General features: G+C 61.0%; 11 protein-coding genes. 1 reads left to right on the forward strand and 10 read right to left on the reverse strand.

Going from position 1 to position 15,635, the window contains the following annotated elements:
- Positions 1–37: 37 nt before the first annotated feature.
- Complete coding sequence (locus ET418_RS10895) at positions 38–1,480, reverse strand: DegQ family serine endoprotease (RefSeq protein WP_149307648.1); 1,443 nt, start codon at positions 1,478–1,480, stop codon at positions 38–40.
- 191 nt (positions 1,481–1,671) lie between these two features.
- On the opposite strand from ET418_RS10895, the gene ET418_RS10900 reads away from it, so the two are divergent.
- On the forward strand, positions 1,672–2,274 hold the full coding sequence (locus ET418_RS10900; protein WP_149307649.1) for a helix-turn-helix domain-containing protein: 603 nt from the start codon (positions 1,672–1,674) through the stop codon (positions 2,272–2,274).
- Positions 2,275–2,296: 22 nt separating this feature from the next.
- On the opposite strand, the gene ET418_RS10905 is transcribed toward ET418_RS10900, so the two are convergent.
- From ET418_RS10905 to ET418_RS10945, 9 genes are all read right to left on the reverse strand, one after another.
- A complete protein-coding gene (locus ET418_RS10905; RefSeq protein ID WP_149307650.1) occupies positions 2,297–4,117 on the reverse strand; it encodes a glycosyltransferase family 39 protein in 1,821 nt (606 codons plus the stop codon).
- Between the two features lie 198 nt (positions 4,118–4,315).
- On the reverse strand, positions 4,316–5,746 hold the full coding sequence (gene adeC / locus ET418_RS10910) for an AdeC/AdeK/OprM family multidrug efflux complex outer membrane factor (RefSeq protein ID WP_149307651.1): 1,431 nt from the start codon (positions 5,744–5,746) through the stop codon (positions 4,316–4,318).
- A gap of 1 nt (position 5,747) precedes the next feature.
- The gene (locus tag ET418_RS10915; RefSeq protein ID WP_149307652.1) at positions 5,748–8,921 is read right to left on the reverse strand and encodes an efflux RND transporter permease subunit; all 3,174 of its coding nucleotides are present in this window, start codon (positions 8,919–8,921) and stop codon (positions 5,748–5,750) included.
- A 12-nt stretch (positions 8,922–8,933) separates the two neighbouring features.
- On the reverse strand, positions 8,934–10,130 hold the full coding sequence (locus ET418_RS10920) for an efflux RND transporter periplasmic adaptor subunit (RefSeq protein WP_149307653.1): 1,197 nt from the start codon (positions 10,128–10,130) through the stop codon (positions 8,934–8,936).
- Positions 10,131–10,347: 217 nt separating this feature from the next.
- Complete coding sequence (locus ET418_RS10925; RefSeq protein ID WP_149307654.1) at positions 10,348–10,917, reverse strand: TetR/AcrR family transcriptional regulator; 570 nt, start codon at positions 10,915–10,917, stop codon at positions 10,348–10,350.
- Between the two features lie 118 nt (positions 10,918–11,035).
- Positions 11,036–12,307: a M48 family metallopeptidase gene (locus ET418_RS10930; protein ID WP_149307655.1), complete on the reverse strand. Its 1,272-nt coding sequence runs from the start codon at positions 12,305–12,307 to the stop codon at positions 11,036–11,038.
- Positions 12,308–12,433: 126 nt separating this feature from the next.
- The gene (elbB, locus tag ET418_RS10935; protein WP_149307656.1) at positions 12,434–13,087 is read right to left on the reverse strand and encodes an isoprenoid biosynthesis glyoxalase ElbB; all 654 of its coding nucleotides are present in this window, start codon (positions 13,085–13,087) and stop codon (positions 12,434–12,436) included.
- Positions 13,088–13,139: 52 nt separating this feature from the next.
- Positions 13,140–14,051, reverse strand: coding sequence for an NAD(P)H-binding protein (locus ET418_RS10940; protein WP_149307657.1), 912 nt, complete (start codon positions 14,049–14,051; stop codon positions 13,140–13,142).
- A 7-nt stretch (positions 14,052–14,058) separates the two neighbouring features.
- Complete coding sequence (locus ET418_RS10945; RefSeq protein WP_149307658.1) at positions 14,059–15,621, reverse strand: SulP family inorganic anion transporter; 1,563 nt, start codon at positions 15,619–15,621, stop codon at positions 14,059–14,061.
- Positions 15,622–15,635: the final 14 nt, after the last annotated feature.

Genomic DNA, 15,635 nt, shown 5'->3' on the forward strand with positions numbered 1-15,635 from the left:
ACAAGGCAGCAACATCCCGATGACTATACCAGCAGCACTACCTGGGACGCAAGGCAAAGTAGATGTTGGCGTCGCCGCGCCGCACCAGGAGGGTCAGGGTGCTCCCCGGACGCACCTGCCGAATGGCGCGTTGGTAGTCGGCGCTGCCGGTAACCCTCATGCGGTTGACGGAGACGATCACGTCGCCGCGCCGCATGCCAGCCTCGGCGGCCGTGCCGCCCCGTGCCACGTCAACAACCACCGCGCCGTCACCTTCCTCGGAGTCGTCCACCGTAAGGCCGAGCTGGTCGCCCCGCCCCTGGGGCTCACTGCCCGCTCCGCGGCGCTGTTTCGACGCCATGTCGGAACTGGTCAGGGTCATGGTCAGTTCCAGCGACTTGCCGTCCCGGAAGACCGTTACCTTGACCGGCTTGCCGATCCCGGCCTCGCCCACCAGACGCTGCAGGTGCGACGGGTCCTTCACGCCGGTGCCGTTAAAGGCGATGATCACGTCTCCCTGGCGAATGCCGGCCTTCTCCGCCGGGCTGCCCTTCATGATATCGTTGATCAGGGCCCCCTTGGTCTGCTTCAGGCCGAAGGACTTGGCCAACTCTTCAGTGACCGGCTGGATCGTCACGCCCATCCAGCCGCGGCTCACATTCCCCTTCTGGATGAGCTGGCTGAAGATCGGTTTGGCCATGTTCGCGGGGATGGCAAAACCGATGCCCTGTCCGGCGGCTACGATGGCGGTGTTGATACCGATGACCTCGCCGTAGATGTTGAGCAGGGGGCCGCCTGAATTGCCCGGGTTGATGGATGCGTCGGTCTGAATGAAGTTCTCGTAGGTTTCGATGCCCACGTTGGAGCGGCCGGTAGCCGAGATGACGCCGACCGTCATGGTCCGGTCCAGGCCGAAGGGGTTGCCGATGGCGATGGCCCACTGGCCGACCTCAAGCTTGTCCGAATCGCCCAGCACCGCGGTCGGCAGGTCGGTGGCGTTGATCTTGATCACGGCTATATCGGTCTTCTGGTCACCACCTACGACCTTCGCATCGTAGACTTTGTCGTTGGAGAGCTTGACCTGGACCGTCTCGGCATCACGCACCACATGGTCATTGGTCACGATGTAGCCGTCCTTGCTGATGATGAACCCCGATCCGAGGCTCTTGTCGCGGCGGTACTGGGGTTGCCCGTCCCCTCCGAAAAAGTCCTCGAAAAAGGGCGACATTTCAAAGAACGGCTGCACCATCTTCTTCTTGCTGATGGTGGATATGTTGACGACACAGGGGGTGACCTTCTTGGCCACCGTGCTGAAGGCCTTCTGGGTGGAGAGGATGTCGGAGGGGACATCCTTGACCGGCGCCTCCGCCTCGCCCGCCTTGCGTTTCGATTCGAGAAACAGGGGTGAATCGCTCTTGCCGCTGCAGGCCGCCAGGCCGCCGAGCAGCAGTGCGCAGATGACGGCGAACAGCAGTACCTGGGAATAGGTTTTGAATTTCATAGGGTTCTCGTATGCACTCCCCTCATTGGATTCGGCGAAACTATTGACTAAGTATAAGTCGGATGTCAACGGAATTCAAGGGCGGCAGACTGGAACCGCCGCACGTTCTACCTGATATAATAATGTTATTGTAAACAATATCCATTTTGTGTAAAAATAATTTCATACACCCGAAACATTCGGAGGGGCATATGACCGACATCAAGGCGCAGATCAAAGAATTCCGCATCGGCCAGAAGATCAGGGGGCTCCGCCAGCAAAAGCGATTGACCCTCCAGGAACTGTCCGACCTGACAACCCTTTCCAAGCCGCTCCTGTCCCAGATTGAGAACGAGCAGGTCGTTCCCCCTCTGGCAACGCTGCTCAAGATCGCCAAGGGGTTGAAGGTCGGTATCCATTTTTTCTTCGAGGACGAGAGCAACCGACAGGGATACGTCATGACCAAACGGGAGGCGCTCCCGGAGTTCGAAACGGTTCAGCGGCCGATCATCAACGATGTTTCACGCCCCTATGTCTACCATTCCCTGGCCCAGGGGATGCGGCACAAGCACATGGAACCGTTTTTGGTGGAGTTCGATACCTGTTCCTGGGATGAGCGGCTTTTCTTCAAGCACGAGGGGGATGAGGAATTTCTCTACATCGTCGCCGGGGAACTGGATCTCCACTACAACAACGAGGTCATCCGCCTGCGCGCCGGCGACAGCATCTATTACGACTCCAGCCAGCCCCATGGCTGGGTTGCCGTGGGCGAAGAAAAGGCCAAGGCGGTGGCGGTGCTGTACACAAAGGATTGATGCGGGAGCGGGGGGGGACGCCTCAACGAGCGTCTCCCGCCACTCCCTCGCCGTCAGCCGACCGCCGCTTCACGAAAGCGCTCTGCGTACCCGACGGCAACGGACCCCCTGCCGCGCTCCGGTTGCAGATCAGCATCTTTTTGCCTTTGGTGCCCAGGACGGAGGGTGCGGGGACGAGCCGGGGGGCAATCCGTTCGTAGTCGGCCCGCTTGATCAACGCGGCAACCGGCTGTTCCCCCTGCCACAGCCGCAGGAAATCAGTTTCCTCGACAAACCAGGCCGTCTGGTCCCCCTGTCTGCTCCCGAACTCCAACTCTCCCCTGCCTCCCACGACCACCACCCGCTTCCCGGCATAAAACGGCAACGACTGTTCGTAACCGAATGAGACCAGGCAGCCGCCATGGGAGGTGGCCTGCCGCCCCAGCAGGGCGAGCTCTTTCGAAGACTTTTTGAACTCGATCCCCTCAAGGAACAGTTGCAGCCCCATGGTCTCCAAAAAGTACGAACCGAGGCAGAGCCCGGCGAACAGGATCAGCAGGCTCCTTTTCCGGCCGGCCAGCCAGACCGCAGCCCCCATGGACAATGTCAGGCAGGCGACGACAACGCCCCCCAGGGGCGACAGGAGGGGCGGTTTCGTCACCAGCGACCCGCCGGGCCGCACCAGGCCGGAACCGGTCAGAACCGGGGCAAGCTCCCGCACGTGCGGGTAGATAATGGCCAGCACGGCCATTACTGCCAAAAGCGCCCCCAGAAGGGCCTTTTCCGGCCCAAACGCCTGCTGCTGTTCCTCCCCGTCCATCAGGTCGGAGAACATCTTTCCGGTCAGGAGGGCCAGGGGCGGAAACACGGGAAGGATATACGGGATCAGCTTGGAGTGGGACGCGGAAAAGAAGAGGAAGATGAAGGCGGCCCAGACGAGCAGGAACAGCAGACGCTCTCCGTTCCGGCTGCGCCGTTCGCCCCAGGCCCGCGCAATGGCCCGCACGCCGTATAACGACCAGGGAAACATGGTCAGGAGCAGAATGGGGATAAAGAACCAGAACGGCTGATAACGGTCGTGGACCGTGGTGAGGAAACGTTCCAGGTGTTCGTGGATAAAGAAAAAACGGGCGAATGCCGGGTTGCGCGCCGAGACCAGTACGAACCAGGGGGCCACCACTGCCAGGAAGAGCGCGCTGCCGCCGGGGAGGCGCATTTCCTTCAGCAAATGCCAGCGCCGGGTCGTTGCGAGGTAGATGACGATGATGCCTGCGGGGAAGAGCAGCCCGACCAGCCCCTTGGCGAGCACGGCCAGGGCCGAGAAGAGGTACAGTGCATAGTAGTAGCGCCCTTTATGCCGTTCCTGGTCATCGGCGGCGATGATGAAGCAGCAGAGGGCCGCCGACAGGCACAGGGTCAAGGTCATGTCGGTCAGATTGATGCGGGACTGGGCGATGAACCCGGTAGAGGTGCCCAGGATGAAGGCGGAGAACAGCCCCTCGCGCCTGCCGAACAGTTTGCGGCCGGTATGATAGACCAGCAGCACGGTCAAAAGACCCGCCAGCGCACCGGCAAACCGGGCGGCAAATTCGTTCAGCCCGAAGAGTTTGAACGAAAGGGCGTTCAGCCAGTAGTGCAGGGGAGGCTTTTCGAAATAAGCGACATAGTTGAGCATCGGGGTGACGAAATCCCCCCGCTCCAGCATCTCCCGGGGGATTTCCGCATAACGCCCCTCGTCCGGCTCGATCAACCCGGCATTGCCGAGGAAGAGAAAGAAGGCCCCGCCGAACAGGATCACCAGTATCAGTATGTCGCGCAGCGCCGGATAGTGGCGGGGGAAGAAATAGGCCTTGAGATCTTTCATGGCAACCATCCCTGGTACGGCAACAGTGCCCGGCAATGACAAATTGCTTCACTGCAATCGCCTGCCGGACACTGTCGTTTTTTTCACATTACTCTTTGTACCACACTTTTGTTAAACTGCATGTTCGTCCGCTCCTCACCCGCACCGCACTTACGGCCGCAGTTCGACCGGCTATGGGCGGTAGAGAGCGGCAACGGTCTATATGCCCCCGCCGCCAAGCACCTTGTAGAGCGTCACCAGGTTTGTCAGCCGCGAAAGGCTGACGCTGATCAGATTCTGCCGGGCCGCGTACTGGGAACGCTGGGAGTCCAGCACAACCAGGTAACTATCGACCCCGTTGCGGTAACGCGCCTCGGACAGATTGTAACTCACGGTAGTAGCCTCGACCAGCGACTGTTGGGCCGTCAACTGGTCACCCAGGGTTCCGCGCTCCGCAAGGGCGTTGGCGACCTCTTGGAAAGCGGTCTGGATCGCCTTTTCATACTGGGCCACGTAGATCTGCCGGTCCACCTTGGCCACGTTAAGATTGGCTCGGTTTGCCCCGCCATCGAAGATCGGCAGGGAGATCTGGGGAGCAAAAGCCCAGGCCGCCGAACCGGGCGCGAAGAGGTTGGCAAGCTGATCGCTGGTGGTGCCGGCGGAGGCGGTCAGGGAGATACGCGGAAAAAAGGCGGCGCGGGCAGCCCCGATATTGGCGTTGGCCCCCTTGAGCAGACTTTCGGCCTGGAGGATGTCGGGGCGGCGTTGCAGCACCTCCGACGGGAGCCCCGGACCGATCTCCTTCACCATGGCCGTCGTGCCGAGCTTGGACGGGAGCAACTCCGCCGGGACCGGGGAACCGACCAGCAGTGTCAGGCCGTTCTCATCCTGGGCCACCTGGGAGGTGTATTTTGCCATGTCCGCCCGTGCCGTGTCGACACTGGTCTGGGCCTGGCGCAGGTCGAGTTCCGATGATGCCCCCAGCTCGTAACGGCGCTTGGTCAAGTCGTAGGAGGCCTGCTGGCTGGCAAGCGTATCCGTAACGAGTTGCAGGCGTTCCCGGTCCGCGGCAAGGGTCAGGTAACTGCTGGCGACCTGGGCCACCAGGGAGATCTGGCTGCTGATCCGTGCCTGTTCCGTGGCCAGGTATTGCTCCAGCGCTTGGTCCTTGAGACTCCGCACCCGCCCGAAGAAGTCCAGCTCATAGGAGCTGAAGCCCAGATTGGCGCTGTATGAGCGGGCAATAGAGGCATTTCCGCTGCTCGAGACGCTTGCCGGGTAGCGCTGGACCGTGCCGCTGCCGGTGGCGTTGACCGTCGGGAAGAGTTCGGCCCGCTGGATCTGGTACATGGCCTGGTATTTCTCGATGGTGAGCGTGGCCACCCGCAGATCGCGGTTATTAGCCAGCGCCAGATCGATGACCTTCCTCAGGTTCTCGTCCTGGAAGAAATCCTTCCAGGGGGTATCGGCAGCCGCCCGCTCGCCCGGTTTGGCCGCGCTGTTCTTGTAGGCCGGACCGCTCGGCCATGCGGTCGGGGCGGGAGATTCGGGGCGCGTATAGGTGGGCGCCATGGTCGAGCAGCCGGTCAGGCAGATGAGCACGCCCAACGGGAGGCACAGGGATGTGGTTATGCGTTTGATATCTCTCATATCAGTTCACCTCCGAAGGTTTGACGGCAACGTCCGGTTCTGCGGGGGGGAGCTGGTGGTACTGCTTCTTCCCGAACAGGCGGGAAACCAGGACAAAGAAAAACGGAATAAAGATCAGGTCGATGAAGGTTGCCGAAAGAAGACCGCCGGTAACGGCGGTGCCGATGGCGTTCTGGGCCCCGGCCCCCGCTCCTTTGGTAAGGGCCAGCGGCAAGGTACCGAAGAAGAACGCCAGTGACGTCATGAGGACCGGCCTGAGCCGGATCTTCACCGCCGCCAGGGTGGCCTCGACCAATCCCAGCCCCTGATGCATCTCGCTCTTGATGAACTGGATGATCAGGATGGCGTTCTTCGTTGAAAGCCCCACGGTGGTGAGCAGGCCGATCTGGAGGTAGATATCGTTGGGGAGCACCCGCAGGGTAACCGCCGTAACCGCGCCCACCAGGCCGAGCGGCAGCATCAACAGGTTGACGAACGGGATGGTCCAGCTTTCATACAGTGCCGCCACGCTGAGAAACACCACGATCAGCGAGATGGCGTAGAGCGCAGGTGCCTGGGCACCCGCCTGCTTCTCCTCGTAGGAGAGTCCGGTCCACTCATACCCGATCCCCGGGGGCAATTGGGCGGCCATCTTCTCCATCTCGGCCATGGCCTCACCCGTACTTACCCCGGTTGCAGCCTGCCCCTGAATCTCCACGGAGGAAATGCCGTTATACCGTTCCAGGCGTGGCGAGCCGTACTGCCAGCGGGCGGTGGCAAAGGACGAGAACGGCACCATGTCACCGTTCTTATTAGTAACATACCAGGTGTTGATATCCTCCGGCACCATGCGGTACTTGGCATCGGACTGGAGATAGACCTTCTTGACCCGTCCGTTTTCAAGGAAGTCGTTCACGTAGGAACTACCCCAGGCAGTGGCCAGAACGCTGTTGACATCCGCCAGGGCAACCCCTTGGGCCCCGGCCCTCACATCGTCGATGTCCAGCTTGAACTGGGGGGAGTCATCCTGGCCGTTGGGGCGCACCGCTACCAGTTTCGGATTCTTCGCGGCCATGCCCAAAAGCTGGTTACGGGCTTCCATCAGCTTTTCGTGGCCAACTCCGCTACGGTCCTGAAGCATGAAGTCAAAGCCGTTGGCCTGCCCCAGTTCAATCACCGCGGGGGGGGAAATGGCAAAAACCAGACCATCCTTGATCTTGGAGAAAGCTCCCATGGCCCGTCCTGCAATCGCCGGCGCCTTCAGGTCAGGGGACTGGCGAAGCTTCCAGTCCTTAAGCTTCACAAAGGCAAGCCCCATATTCTGACCGCGACCGGCAAAGCTGATACCCGCCACCGTAACTACCGATTCCACGGTCTTTTGTTCCTGTTCATTAAAGTGTTTTTCTAGCTGGTGTATGACCTGGATGGTCCGTTCCTCCGTAGCCCCTGCCGGCAACTGGATCTGGCAAATGAGGAATCCTTGGTCCTCATCCGGCAGGAACGCGGTTGGCAGACGGAGGAAGAGGACGGCCATGCACGCGACGATGGCACCGTACACCACCAGATAGCGCAGCGGCTTGCCGAAGGATCGGCCGACAAGCCCCTCGTACTGCTCCCTGCGGCGGTCAAACCAGTTGTTGAACAGATGGAAGGGCGTTTTGAACCAGCCCGATTCACCAGGGACATGCCCCTTCGCCACCGGCTTGAGCAGGGTGGCGCAGAGGGCCGGGGTGAGGGTCATGGCCAGCACGACCGAGAGGATCATGGCGGAGACGATGGTAATGGAGAACTGGCGGTAGATGACGCCGGTGGAACCGCCGAAAAAGGCCATGGGTGTAAAGACCGCCGTCAACACGGTGACGATCCCCCAGAGGGCGCCGGTAATCTGCCCCATGGACTTGATGGTCGCCTCCTTAGGAGGTAACCCCTCTTCGCTCATGATGCGTTCCACGTTTTCAACCACGACGATGGCGTCGTCAACCAGGAGGCCGATGACAATGACCAAGGCGAACATGGTGAGGGTGTTGATGGAGAACCCGCAGGCCGACAAGACCCCGAAGGTGCCCAAGAGCACCACCGGCACCGCGATGGTGGGGATCAGCGTCGCCCGGATGTTCTGCAGGAACACGAACATGATGATAAAGACCAGGAAGACCGCCTCAAACAAGGTTTTGACCACCTCTTCGATGGAGATCTTGACAAAGGGGGTGGTGTCGTAGGGGTACGCCACCTTGACGCCGGCAGGGAAGAACTTGGACAACTCCGTCATCTTCGCCTTGATCCTGGTGGCGGTATCCAGCGCGTTGGCGCCGGCAGCCAGCCTGATGGCCATCATCCCCACCGGTTTCCCTTTGTAGAAACCGTTGATATCATAGCTTTCCGTGCCGATCTTGCACTCGGCCACATCCTTCAGCTTGACCGTGGAGCCGTCGCTGTTGGTACGCAGGATGATCTCCCCGAACTGCTCCGGCGTCTGGAGCAGGGTCCGGGCTGTGATGGTGGCGTTTAATTGCTGTCCCTGCATAGCGGGGGTGCCGCCGAACTGACCGGCCGAGACCTGGGCGTTCTGGGCCGTGACCGCGTTGCTCACATCAGTGGAAGTCAGCTTGTAGTTGTTCAGTTTGGTCGGATTCAGCCAGATGCGCATGGCGTTCTGGGAACCGAACACCTGCAGCTCGCCCACCCCTTCGAGCCGGCTGACGATATCCTGCACGTTGGACACCAGGTAATCGGTCAGACCGAAGCGGTCCATGGAACCGTCTTCCGAGACGAGACCAACCAGTATCAGGTAGTTCCTTGTGGACTTGACCACCGAAATCCCCTGTTTCTGCACGACCTGGGGCAGAAGTGGGGTGGCCAGTTGCAGCTTGTTCTGTACCTGGACCTGGGCGATGTTCGGGTCGGTGCCGGCCTTGAAGGTCAGGTTGATGGCCACAGCCCCGGCGGAATCGCTGGTGGACGCCATATAAATCAGGTTGTCGATACCATTAAGTTTCTGTTCGACGACCTGGGTAACCGTATCCTGCACCGTCTGGGCCGAGGCCCCCGGATAAGTGGCGTTGATGGTGATCTGCGGCGGCGCAATCGGCGGATACTGGGAGACCGGCAATGTCTTGATCGCCAGAAGACCCGCCAGCATGATCATGATGGCGATCACCCAGGCAAAGATTGGGCGATTGATGAAAAAACGAGGCATGGAGGATCTCCTTTATTTTTTTGCTGCGGCGGGCTGGGTTGCTCCAGCGGGAGTCGCGGCAGGCGTGCTGCCGAAGGGAATGGCCTTGACCGGCGTTCCCGGGCGCGCCTTCTGCAGCCCTTCCAGAATCACGCGGTCACCCGCCTTGAGGCCGTCGCTGACCAGCCAGTTCTCGCCGACGGTCCGGGCGACCTTGATGACCCGCGGTTCCACCTTCTCCTCTGCCCCAACCACCATGACCGTGGCTTCGCCCTTCTGGTTGCGGCTCACGCCGCGTTGCGGGACCAGGATGGCGTTCTCGTTTATCCCCTCCTCAAGAATGGCACGGACGAACATGCCGGGCAACAGGGCCTGTTTCGGGTTCGGGAAAATCGCCCGCAGGGTAACGGAGCCGGTGCTCTGATCCACGGTAACCTCCGAAAATTTAAGGGAGCCCGGCAACGGATAGGCGCTACCGTCCTCCATCATCAGCTTGACCCGGGCCTGGGTTGCCGCGTTGCTTTTCAGCAGGCCGCTGGCCAGGCTCTGTTTCAGGCGCAGCAGTTCGGCGCTGGACTGGGTGACATCCACATACATGGAGCTCAACTGCTGGATGGTGGCCAGCGCCGTAGCCTGGTTTGCGGTCACCAACGCCCCGTCGGTCACGGCCGAGCGGCCGATCCGTCCGGAGATGGGGGCCGTTACCTTGGTATAGGCCAGATTGATGCGAGCGGTTTCCAGCGCGGCTTTGGAGGAGGCCACATCGGCCTCGCCCTGTTTGAGCGCGGCGTAGGCGTCATCGTAATCCTGCTGGCTGACCGCCTTGATCTTTACCAACTCCTTATAACGCCCCGCCTTCAGCCGGACGCTTGCCAGACTGGCTTCAGACTTGGCAAGGGCCGCCTTGGCGCTGGCGTAGGTCGCCTGATAGGTTGCCGGGTCAATCTGGTAGAGCACCTGCCCAGCCTTGACATCGCTTCCTTCGGTGAAAACCCGCTTCTGGATGATCCCGTTGACCTGGGGACGGACTTCGGCAATCAGGTGGGGCGAGGTACGCCCCGGCAATTCCGTCGTCAGGGCAACGCGCTGCGGCTGAATAACCACCACCCCCACTTCGGGGGGGCCGGCCTTCGGTGCTGCTACCTGCTTTTTCCCGCAGCCCGTCAGCAGCAGCCCGCCAACAAAAACCCCCATGAGGGTAATCAGCATGATTCTTACATTGTTTTGCATGGAACACCTCTAAATTGAATAATTTCCGGCTCAACCACAGCGTTGAGGCGAATCGTGTTGTTATGTACTGAGAACGAAAGACGACTGCGGCATCTGAATGGTTACGCCATGAGTGGCAACCCTATTGGAATCACCTTAGAAATCGCTTAGAATGAACACTCATTCAAAAAATGGTTTTAAAAAAAGCCGTATCAGAAACCGCTCCGTCGTTATGCGGTTATCGCCGTACGGAATCCCAACTTGCGGCAACGACCTCCTCTATGAGAGGTTTATCCAGGGTGATGAACCCGAGGATATGATCCCGCATCACCGCGAGCAACGGGCCAAACGCCAGGGAATCTATGACAAAAAACGGCAGATCCTTCAAGACCTGCTGGGCAACGCCCTGTTCGAACAGGTCGTTATACACCGTGCGCTTGCCCGGCTCACCCATGATTCTGTCCCTCCGAAAGGCCGTGCCGTACGGGGAGTTGTAAAATTGCTCCCCATAGCGGAAATCGAGGGGGTTGGCGATGAAGTAGGTGATGAGACGCGTTCCGAGATGGATAAAGCGCTCCCTGATCGGTCCTGTTTCCGGATAGCTCTTGAGGATGAAGGCCGATACCCGCTTCTCGATATCCCGGTAAAGCTCGTTGATGAGGATATCCTTGCTCTTGAAGTAGAGATAGATCGTACCGGCGCCGACCCCGGCCCGGTCGGCGATCAGGGAAACCGAGGCCCCATGGAAGCCGCACTCGGCGATAAGTTTACGTGCTGCATTAAAAATGTCGTCGCGCTTGCAGGACATTTTTTCTCCTATTCTGAATGATCACTCATTCAGAATAGGAGCCCGCGTCTTCTCTGTCAAGATTTTTTTGCACACAACAAAAACAGTGGCACCAACCGCAGCGACAAAGCCCAGGGTGTCAGGGGGACCGGTCCCCGTTGCCGGTGTCAGAGATTGCAGCATTCAGCAGCGCCCGGACCCTCTCCACGGCTGGCGGATGGGAATAATAGAAAGCGGCATACCAGGGATGGGGGAACAGATTGGAGAGGTTCTCGACCGACAGTTTAACCAGGGCCGAGGCCAGATCCTGGGGACGGCCGGTCAGGTCGGTGGCGAAGCGGTCCGCTTCCCGTTCGTGGCAACGGGAGCGCCATGCCGAAAACGGTGTCACGGGGAACAACACCAACGAGCCGATAAAGCCTAAGATGACCATCCGGGACGGAAGGGAGAGGTCACCCTCAACCCCCAGGAGGCCGGGCAGGGCGGGCCAGGTGAGCAGTTTGAAACTGATCCAGGCCCCGCCAAGGGCCAGCAGTTCGGCGGTCACCAGCCGTTTCCAGATATGCCCTTTCTTCCAGTGGCCGATTTCGTGGGCCAGCACCGCCACGATCTCGCCGTGGGTCATCTGCTCGATGAGGGTATCGAACAGCACGATGCGCTTGACCTTGCCGATGCCGGTAAAGTAGGCATTGGAATGCTTGCTGCGCCGGGAGGCGTCCATCTGCATCACCCGCCCCACCGTAAGGCCCGCCTTCCCCATCATGACGCGAATCTCCGCCTCCAGCCCCTCCTCCGTAACCGGCTCGAACGTGTTGAAAAGCGGCTCAATCACATAGGGGGAGAGAAACATCATGAACAGGCTGAATAACGCCATAAAGGCCCACACCCAGATCCACCAGTGGGCGGGGCTCCATTGGATCAGCCAGAAGGCCACGGCGACCAGGAAGGCCAGCAAGAGGGCTCCGATGGTCTGGGATTTGAAAAGGTCCATGAGCCACAGCTTCGGCGTGGTCGTGTTGAAGCCGTACCGGGCCTCGATGCGGAAGGTGCCGTACAGATCGAAGGGGATGCCCAGTAGGGTCTGTATCCAGGTAAGGAGAAGAAAATAGAGGATGGCCGAGGTGATGACGCCCCCGCAGAGCCCCATGACAAACCGGTCATACACCACAATGAGCCCGCCGAACAGGAACAGGAGCAAAAGCCCATTGTCGAACAGCGACTCCCACAGTCCGAGCCGGCTGCTGTCCAGGGTATAGGCGGTGCTTGCGCGCAGTTTGCCCTCGTCGATGCTCCCCGCGAACTCCTCGGGCACGGCCGAACCGTATTGCTTCAGGTGGCGCAGATTGATGTGGCGCAGCCAGTAGGTGAAAGCGGTGACCAGGGCAAACAGGATGAACAGGGCCAATTTCATCGTTCCGTTTCCTTCTTTCGTTTCTGGACCGCAAAGAAGGCACGAAGACTGCCCCGCGCCTTCTTTGCGTATGGTCGAACAGAGAGTCGACAGGTTCTTTCAAAGGGGGAGGACCATATCATATCGTCATAGCAATGCAATCACTTCCTTCACGCATTTGTCGATCCCCTCGTACGTCTCCGAGATACGGTGCGCCAGCATGTAGGCCGGGGTGGACACGATCTTGTTCGCGCGGTCCACGACGAATTCGGTGACCGGACACTCCTGATGCCGGGCGCCGGTCTTTTCGATCTCAGCCGCCGTGCCCGCATCATTGCCGATGGTCAGGGTCGGCGCCTTGTCCTTGCCCAGCACCATCGCCACAACGGCCGGGGCGATGCAGATGGCACCGATCGGTTTGCCGGCCGCCGCCATCTCCCGGAGCAGGCGGGCCACCTCGGGATGAACCGTGGCGCCGGCCCCCTTGACGGCAAAATCGCATAGGTTTTTCACCGCCCCGAATCCGCCGGGGAGGACTACGGCGTCCAGGTCAGCCGCTTGTACCGCACTGATATCACGGATATTGCCACGGGCAATGCGGGCGGCCTCAACCAGCGCGTTGCGCTTGTTCCCGGTTTCCTGCATGGTCAGATGATTGGTCTCGGGGAAATCGGCATTGGGCGCCATGCAGACCGCCTCGGCTCCGTTCCGGTCGATCGCCAGGAGGGCAAAGACCGCCTCATGAATCTCGCTGCCGTCGCGCACACCGCAACCCGAAAGTACCACACCGATCTTTTTCATAACACTTCCTCCTTCGTGATTATGGTTTCAATGGCTTGAGTGCCGGTAATCGTCATCGGGTGCCGCTGCCTTCGGCCAGCGCCCGGCGCACCGCCTCGTCATAGGGGGTAAGCGACAGCGGAATCAGTTCGCGGATGGCGTTTTCACGACAGACCACCTCGTTGCTCAGCCCTTCGATGAGCGGCATGGAGATCGAGGGGCGCACCGGCGTAATCAACCCGACCCAGTAGGACGAAAGTTTGGGGGTGAGCACCGGCACCGGCAGGATATGGATGGTTCGCCCCTTGATGCGGGCAAAGCGCTCCATCATCTCCCGGTAGGTCAGCACCTCGGGGCCGCCGATGTCGAAGGTTCGCCCGGTGGTGCGTTCATCCTCCAGACAGCCACCCAGATAGGCAATCACGTCATCCACGGCAATCGGCTGGCAGCGGGTCGAAACCCAGCGTGGGGTAACCATCACCGGCAGGCGTTCCACCAGGGCCCGAACCATTTCGAACGAGGCCCCGCCTGCCCCGATGATCACGGCGGCCCGCAGAAAGGTCGTGGCAAAATGCCCGGACGTGAGAATCCCGGCCACTTCCCGGCGGCTCTTGAGATGCTCCGAGAGGGTATCGCCGGTTTCCCCCAACCCGCCCAGATAGATCACCCGGCGCACCCCGGCCCTGTCGGCAGCCCGCACAAAATTGCCGGCCGCCTCCCGGTCCCGGCGCTCGAAACCGGCTCGCCCCCCGGCCATGGAGTGCACCAGGTAATAGGCGCTGTCGATCCCCTCCAGGGCTCGCGCCAGTGACGACGGCGCCAACATGTCGGCCCGCACGACCTCGGCGGCGTCGGGGACGCCCGCGACGGATTCCCGCACCATGCAGCGCACGTTGCAGCCCCGGTCCAGCAGGCTTTGGGAAAGCCGCCGGCCGATGAATCCGGCCGCTCCGGTTATGAGGACGACAGTGTGCGTGATCGCCATGAGAAGGCTATTGTGACACAACTTCACCGGATGGCAAGGGACCGGATTTCCGCCCCCATTCCAGCACCAAGAAGGCCAAAGCCATCACCCCGTAACCGGCGGCCAGATGCCAGACGATCGGGGCAGGGGGCGACAGGGGTGAAAACAGCGCCCCCGAAGCGAGCGGCGAATGGATCACCCCGCACAGTGAGCAGAGGGCACAGGCGACGAGGTAGAGGGCCGCCCGGCCCGGCCGATGGTCGAGGACATGGGAGAAGGTGGCGCCCCAGAGTAGTGACGTGACGATAAAACCGTTCCCCAAAAGGGTCGTGGCGGTATAGGTCGCCAGCAGCTCTCCCGAGAGGTCGGCGGCGCTCTTGCCCAGTCCGCCCAGCATCTGGCCGAATTGGATCGACACGAGGCAGGCGATTGCCGGAATGAATGAGATGGCAATGGCCCGGTAATGGTTGTGGGGGGTTGCCTCAAAAGCCTGGGCGGTGATCTCGATCCCGATGAAGATCAGGATCGGTGCCACCGCCGCCTCGGGCAGGAGGTTGACGAAGAACGAGAGGTAGCCCAGTATCCCCCCCAGGCCGATGAACAGGGCCGTGGCGATGGTGTACCCGGAGCGCCCCCCCATCTCCTTGTAGGCCGGGTGGCCGATATAGGGGCAGGACTGGATCACGCCGCCGCAGACGCCGGCCACCAGGGTGGCAACCCCTTCCACCAGGAGGACGTCGCGGGTGTTGTAGTCATCACCGGCCACGGCCGCGCTCTCGGTGACATCGACACCGCCAACCACCGTAGCAAGGGCAAACGGGATCGCCAGCGGCAGATAAGCCAGGGCTTTCGTCAGGCCGGGCACAAATTCCAGGGTCGGCAACGGCAGATGAACGGAGAGCTCAAAAGGCCGGAAGGCGACGTGGCCCGCACCGGGCAGCAGGTCAAAGGCGGACAACAGATAATAGGCCGCCGTGCCGAGCAGGATGCCCGCCAGTGCGCCCGGCATGCGCAGGGGGAGCCGGAAACGTGCCAGAAGCGAAATAAAGACGACCCCAAGGGAGAGGAAACCGACCACCGGCGAGGCGAACAGCTTGAGAAACGGCAGATAGGCGATCAGAAGCAGCGCCACGGCAGCGATGCTCCCCAACAGGCCGGCCCGGGGGATGGCACGGCGCAGGGCCGGTCCGCAAAAGGAGACGGCGATCTTGAAGATCCCCATCAGCACGATGACCCCCATGGCCACCTGCCAGGTGAAATGGGCATCCCTGCTTGCCAGGTAACAGGGGCCGATCACGCCGAAGGCCAGGCCGAAGGTGGAGGGGGTGTCCAGCCCCAGGGGCATGGCGGTCACATCAGCCCGCCCGGTGCGCCTGGCCAGGCGCCAGGCCATCCAGGAGTACAGCAGGTCGCCCACCAAGACCCCCATGGCGCTGCCTGGCAGCATGCGGTAGAGCACGATTTCCCGTGGCATGCCGAAGGCGCCGGTCAGGATGGCGGCCATGATGACCAGGCCGGACATGTTGTCCAGCATCAGACCGAAAAAGGCATTGATATCGCCAATGGCGAACAGGCGTTTTTTGTGCAACACCCCAGACACCTCGC

The sequence above is a fragment of the Oryzomonas rubra genome (assembly GCF_008369015.1).
Taxonomy (GTDB): Bacteria; Desulfobacterota; Desulfuromonadia; order Geobacterales; family Pseudopelobacteraceae; genus Oryzomonas; species Oryzomonas japonica.

What these genes read in the sequence shown, in the direction of transcription:
- ET418_RS10895 (WP_149307648.1), bottom strand. Translation starts at nt 1,480, where the DNA reads ATGAAATTCAAAACCTATTCCCAGGTACTGCTGTTCGCCGTCATCTGC.
- ET418_RS10900 (WP_149307649.1), top strand. Translation starts at nt 1,672, where the DNA reads ATGACCGACATCAAGGCGCAGATCAAAGAATTCCGCATCGGCCAGAAG.
- ET418_RS10905 (WP_149307650.1), bottom strand. Translation starts at nt 4,117, where the DNA reads ATGAAAGATCTCAAGGCCTATTTCTTCCCCCGCCACTATCCGGCGCTG.
- adeC (WP_149307651.1), bottom strand. Translation starts at nt 5,746, where the DNA reads ATGAGAGATATCAAACGCATAACCACATCCCTGTGCCTCCCGTTGGGC.
- ET418_RS10915 (WP_149307652.1), bottom strand. Translation starts at nt 8,921, where the DNA reads ATGCCTCGTTTTTTCATCAATCGCCCAATCTTTGCCTGGGTGATCGCC.
- ET418_RS10920 (WP_149307653.1), bottom strand. Translation starts at nt 10,130, where the DNA reads ATGCAAAACAATGTAAGAATCATGCTGATTACCCTCATGGGGGTTTTT.
- ET418_RS10925 (WP_149307654.1), bottom strand. Translation starts at nt 10,917, where the DNA reads ATGTCCTGCAAGCGCGACGACATTTTTAATGCAGCACGTAAACTTATC.
- ET418_RS10930 (WP_149307655.1), bottom strand. Translation starts at nt 12,307, where the DNA reads ATGAAATTGGCCCTGTTCATCCTGTTTGCCCTGGTCACCGCTTTCACC.
- elbB (WP_149307656.1), bottom strand. Translation starts at nt 13,087, where the DNA reads ATGAAAAAGATCGGTGTGGTACTTTCGGGTTGCGGTGTGCGCGACGGC.
- ET418_RS10940 (WP_149307657.1), bottom strand. Translation starts at nt 14,051, where the DNA reads ATGGCGATCACGCACACTGTCGTCCTCATAACCGGAGCGGCCGGATTC.